This window comes from uncultured Clostridium sp. (assembly GCF_963527835.1).
GTDB lineage: Bacteria > Bacillota > Clostridia > Clostridiales > Clostridiaceae > Clostridium.
The window spans coordinates 1-5,782 of sequence record NZ_CAURTC010000073.1; the positions used below are offsets into that span (position 1 = coordinate 1).

Consider the following 5,782-nt stretch of genomic DNA (forward strand, 5'->3'; position numbering starts at 1 on the left):
CGGTGGTGTGAGAGGACGCTAAATAAAATAATTATTTAGCTCCTACTCGATTTGCAATTAATATAAAAATTAGATTACATTTAATTATATTGTAAAAAACACGAATACTATTTTAATTAATGTAAATTAATGCTATAATACGGACAGGAATTAATAGAATATTTTCTATAAATAGGTCTTTGTGTAAAAAAATATATTTTTATAGTGAATTTTAATAAATATAACTTGATTATATAATCACTTTATTGAAACAGGGGGGCTTTCAATGTGCTAACGGAAGGAATAAAGGGAATTAATAAAAAACTAATATTAATTATAATTATAAATTCAATTAGTTTTTATGCTATTTTTAGATTAAATATTATTATTGCTAATAGTTTCGATTTGCGTAATTTAACATTAGTTAAAGATATAAGAGGTATAAATTACATAATAGGATTTTTAGCAATTTTTTGCTGTTTTTTATATTATTATTTATATGAAGATGATTATTTTTACATGTTTTCATTGAATTATATATCTATATATTCAGAGTTTGTACTTATTGATTTTTTAATGAGAAGTATAGACATTATGGGATTAATGAATTCAAATTCAGTGTTTATTGGTTTTGCATCTATTTTTAGAACAATACTATTATATTTAACTATATTTAATAAAAATAAAATAACTAAATCATTATGTGAAAATAGGTTTATTGGAGTAGTATTTGTTTTAATTATCAACTTTGCGTGTATAAAACTGGATTTAAATATAATGCAGAATTATTCTCATGCAATTAATACAGATATACTTATGTTAATAAAAAAGGTAATAAATTTAGCAACATATTTACTAATATTAGAAGTGTGTGCTAAGTATTTTAAAGAAAAGAAGTTTAATTATTTCATAACATTTGTTAGTTTAAGCGTAATGTTCTTAAGTAGAATACTTTTAGTGAAAAAATTATACAAAGATGATTATACAATGTATGGATTAAATAGATGTTTATGGGCATTGGGGTTTTTTATAATAATAATAAGTTTATTTATAGAGATAATAACAAAATCTAAAGAAAATAAAGAATTAAGTTATGAAGTGGTTAATCAAAAAAATGAAATGTATAAATTGAAGGAAGAAGAGGAGATGAGAAGTCAATTTTTTGCAAATATATCTCATGAACTTAGAACACCACTTAATATAATCATTTCATCTTTTCAACTTTTAAGAATGTACGATTATAATGAAGAAGAATTTTTAAAATACTACAATAAATATGAAAACACAATTTCACAAAATTGTTCTAGGATGTTAAGACTTATTAATAACATTATTGATGTTACTAAATTTGATGCTGGATGTTTTAAAATGAATTTTGTTAATTGTGAAATTATTAGTTTGGTTGAAAATATAACTCTATCAATAGCAGAATATGAGAAAGCTAGGAAAAGGAATATAATTTTTGATACAGATTGTGAGTTCCTTGAAATAAAGTGTGATCCAGAAAATATGGAAAGAGCAATTTTAAATCTTCTTTCGAATGCTATTAAATTTACAAGTGATAATGGAAATATATTTGTGAATATTGAAAGTCAAAATAATGATGAGTATTTAAGCATAACTATAAAAGATGATGGAATAGGAATTCCCAAAGATTTTAGAAAAAGCGTTTTTGAAAGATTTGTACAAGTTGATAAGTCTTTTAGAAGAAATGTAGAGGGAAGTGGAATAGGCTTATCTTTAGTTAAATATATAGTAAATTCTCATAACGGAGAGATTAATCTAAAAGATAATGAAGAAAAAGGCTGTGAATTCATAATAAATTTACCGAACGTAAAGATAGAAGAAGAGTTGGATGAAGTTGAATTCAATGTACATAAAAAAGATGAAATTGATAGTAAAATACTTATTGAACTTTCAGATATTAAATAAAAATATAAAACCTTGTAGTTTTAGAACTACAAGGTTTTATATTATTTATAGGATATATTATTCTTAATTATAGAAATACCTTGTGTCATAGTTCCCATTGGGCAATATACACACCATGAATTTGGTTTGAAAAATAACATTGTAACAATTCCTAAGATAGTAGACGTAAGCATTATGCTATAAAAGCCAAAGGAAAATTGAACTATCCAAGGGGTTATATTAGTTAGATCGTTAAAATTCCAAGGAAGTTTAAATGTCCATAAAATAGTTATTACTTCTTTTAAAGTATTAGTACCTTGGAAAACTAAATAGGTATTAAAAATCATATTTAAAAACATGGTTAAGAAAAATATTAAGAATCCATATCTAAAATATTTAGTTTTTATCCAATGCGGTATTGATTTATTTCTTGAAAGTTTAAGTTTAATTCCAAGTAACGATAACAATTGTCCTCGTCCACAATAAGTATTACAATAGGTTTTTCCACCACCTGATATTGAAATTATTAAAGGTACAAGAAAACATATTAAACCAAGCCAAGCAAATAAAATGTTAAAAGCTGCCAATACTAAGTAAGCAGAAGATGCAAGCCACAAGTATTCATACCATTGTTTTTCATTTGTATTATTCTTTTTCATAATTCCCTCCTAAGTTTCTTACTTAATTTCTATTACTGATGCTGGACAAACTATTGAACATTTAGTACATCCTACACACTTATCTAAATCAACGTTTGCATACATTCTTTTATTTATTGATATTGCTTTAATTGGAAAATTTCTTGCACAAATTCCACAAGCAACACAAAATTTAGTGTCAACATAAGCTTTTTTTCTCATTAAAGTTTTATTCATAATTTAAATTCTCCTTAAATAATTTTTAGTTAAAATATTATGTTTGTGATAAGTGAATTGTAATAAAAAAGTACAAATGAGTATGTAACTTTGTTACAATTGCTTTATTTTTAAGGGCAAAAGCATATAAAATTTTAAAATAATCAAAAATATATTAAATAATATTAAAATTTATTTTTGTCTATAATAATAGGTTGAAAATGTATTTTATATGTGTGTGATAAAGTTACAGAAAGTTATAGTGCTATTATGATATAACATTATTAAAAGAGGAGATGTAAATTATTTGGTGATATTTAACACAAGATTAAATTAAACAAATATTAGATAATACTATGTTATATAAATGTTTATACTAAAATAATAATGTAAGGAGAGATAACATGTCTAAAAAAGTTATTATTGTTGGTGGCGTTGCAGGCGGAGCATCTACTGCAGCAAGGCTTAGAAGATTGGATGAAAACTTAGAGATAATTATGTTTGAAAAAGGTGAGTATATATCTTTTGCCAATTGTGGTCTTCCATATTATATAGGAGGAACTATTAATGAAAGAGAGAAGCTTATAGTTCAAACTGTAGAAGAAATGAGCAAAAAGTTTAATTTAGATATAAGAAATTTAAGTGAAGTTATAAAAATAGATAAAGAAAACAAAAAGGTAATAGTTAAAAACTTGGTAGAAAATAAAGTTTATGAAGAATGTTATGATGTATTAGTATTATCTCCAGGGGCTAAGCCATTAAAACCTAAAATTCAAGGTATTAATAATTGTGAAAATCTATTTACGCTTAGAAATATACCAGATACAGATAAAATAAAGTCATTTATTGATAAGAAAAAACCTAAAAATGTAGTTGTGATAGGTGGGGGATTTATAGGTTTAGAAATGGCTGAGAATCTACACGATAAAGGAATTAATATTACTTTAGTTGAAGCTAGTGATCAAGTAATGGCACCTATTGATATAGAGATGGCCAGTATAATACATGATCATTTGATTGATAAGAATGTAGAATTAATATTAAAAGATGGTGTGGAATCCTTTGAAAATCAAGGTAAAAAAATTGTTTTAAAAAGTGGAAGAAAAATTGATACAGATATGATAATATTATCAATTGGTGTTAAACCAGAAACTAAAATAGCTAAAGAATCTGGAATTGAATTAAATGAAAGAGACGCTATTATAGTAGATAAATATATGAAAACTTCTGATTCAAGCATTTTTGCATTAGGGGATGCAGTTGAAGTTATGGACTTTGTAAATAAAAAACCTACAATGATTCCACTTGCTTGGCCTGCAAATCGCCAAGGAAGATTGGTAGCTAATAATATACTTGGAAAAAATGAGGAGTATAAAGGGAGTCTTGGTTCATCAGTTGCTAAAGTATTTGACTATACAGTAGCTGCAACTGGTAATAATGAAAAAACATTAAGAAGACTAGGGATTGATTATAAAGCAATTCATATACATCCAGGTTCTAGTGCTGGATATTATCCAGGATCTTTTCCAATAGCAATTAAAATGTTGTTTGATCCTAAGAATGGAAAAATATTTGGGGCCCAAGCTGTAGGAATGAGTGGAGTTGAAAAACGCATTGATATATTAGCTACAGCAATTAAAGGAAATTTTACTGTTTTTGATTTACAAGATATTGAGATATGCTATGCACCACCATATAATTCTGCAAAAGATCCAGTTAATATGTTAGGATACTATGCATCAAATATTATAGAAGGAATAGTTGATACAATTCAATGGGATGAAATAGATACTATAAATAAAAATAATTCTATAATTTTAGATATAAGAGAAGAGTTTGAATTAGTTACTGGAAAGTTTGATAATTCAATTAATATTCCTCTTGGAGTGTTAAGAGATAGATTAAATGAGATACCAAAAGATAAACATATATATGTTACATGTCAAGTAGGATTACGTGGTTATGTAGCTTGTAGAATATTAAAACAACACGGAATAAACTGCGCTAATATAGACGGCGGATTAAAGACATATATGTATGTAAAAAGGGCAGAAGAAAGCTTAAAGAATCAACATGAAAAATTTAATGAAATAAAAGAAGAGGTAGCAGCTATGAGTTTAGAAGATTTAGATATAACAGAAATAAATGCAAAAGTTACTTTAGATGCTTGTGGACTTCAGTGTCCAGGACCTATAAGGAGAGTATTTGAAGAAGTAAATAAAATGGAAGAAGGTCAAATTTTAGAGGCAAAAGCAAGTGATGCTGGATTTAGTAAGGATATAAAAGCATGGTGTGAAAAGACTAACAATACTTTACTTAAATCAGAATTTGATAAGAGTAAAAATGCTTTTGTAGCTTATATACAAAAAGGAACAAAGAAAGAGGAAGTACTATCTTCAAATGCGACTGTAGATAAAAATGGAGCAACTTTAGTAGTATTTAGTGGAGATTTTGATAAAGCCATAGCATCATTTATAATAGCTACTGGAGCAGCTTCTATGGGAAAAGAAGTTACTATGTTCTTTACTTTCTGGGGTCTCAATATATTAAAAAGCAAAAATAAGCCTAAAGTAAATAAGGATACTATGGAAAAGATGTTTGACATTATGTTACCAGGACATCCAGAAAAGTTACCGTTATCTAAAATGAATATGATGGGAATGGGGCCTGCAATGATAAAACAAATAATGAAAAAGCATAATGTTGATGATTTAGAAAGCTTGATAACTAATGCAATAAATATGGGAGTTAGAGTTGTTGCATGTGCTATGAGTATGGATCTTATGGGAATAAAAAAAGAGGAATTCATTGACGGTGTTGAAATAGGAGGAGTTGCTTCATATTTAGGAGCTACTGAAGATTCAGGATTAAATTTATTTATATAATTTATAAAAGAGCTATATTTAGAAGTTTCTAGTATATGGCTCTTTATTCATGCAGAATAATAAAAGTGTATGTAACAAATGTTACATGCACTTTTTACTTGTGTGCCCAGCATGGGCACGTACTAATCGGTGAAAGTCCGTAATGGGGGCTGA

Annotated in this window: 4 protein-coding genes; 2 read left to right on the top strand and 2 right to left on the bottom strand. The window is 26.6% G+C overall.

Annotated elements, in window-relative coordinates:
- Nucleotides 1–267 precede the first annotated feature (267 nt).
- Nucleotides 268–1,911: a HAMP domain-containing sensor histidine kinase gene (locus tag RYM86_RS18330; protein ID WP_315082273.1), complete on the top strand. Its 1,644-nt coding sequence runs from the start codon at nucleotides 268–270 to the stop codon at nucleotides 1,909–1,911.
- Nucleotides 1,912–1,952: 41 nt separating this feature from the next.
- Here RYM86_RS18330 and RYM86_RS18335 read toward each other — a convergent pair whose 3' ends face one another.
- Together RYM86_RS18335 and RYM86_RS18340 are read right to left on the bottom strand one after the other, a co-directional pair.
- Nucleotides 1,953–2,549 (bottom strand): 4Fe-4S binding protein, encoded by a 597-nt coding sequence (locus RYM86_RS18335; protein ID WP_315082274.1) that lies wholly within the window; start codon nucleotides 2,547–2,549, stop codon nucleotides 1,953–1,955.
- 18 nt (nucleotides 2,550–2,567) lie between these two features.
- Nucleotides 2,568–2,765, bottom strand: a complete 198-nt coding sequence (locus RYM86_RS18340) for a 4Fe-4S dicluster-binding protein (protein ID WP_315082275.1) — start codon at nucleotides 2,763–2,765, stop codon at nucleotides 2,568–2,570.
- Nucleotides 2,766–3,148: 383 nt separating this feature from the next.
- Between RYM86_RS18340 and RYM86_RS18345 the strand changes: the two genes are divergently transcribed.
- A complete protein-coding gene (locus tag RYM86_RS18345; protein ID WP_315082277.1) occupies nucleotides 3,149–5,629 on the top strand; it encodes a CoA-disulfide reductase in 2,481 nt (826 codons plus the stop codon).
- The last annotated feature ends 153 nt before the right edge of the window (nucleotides 5,630–5,782 follow it).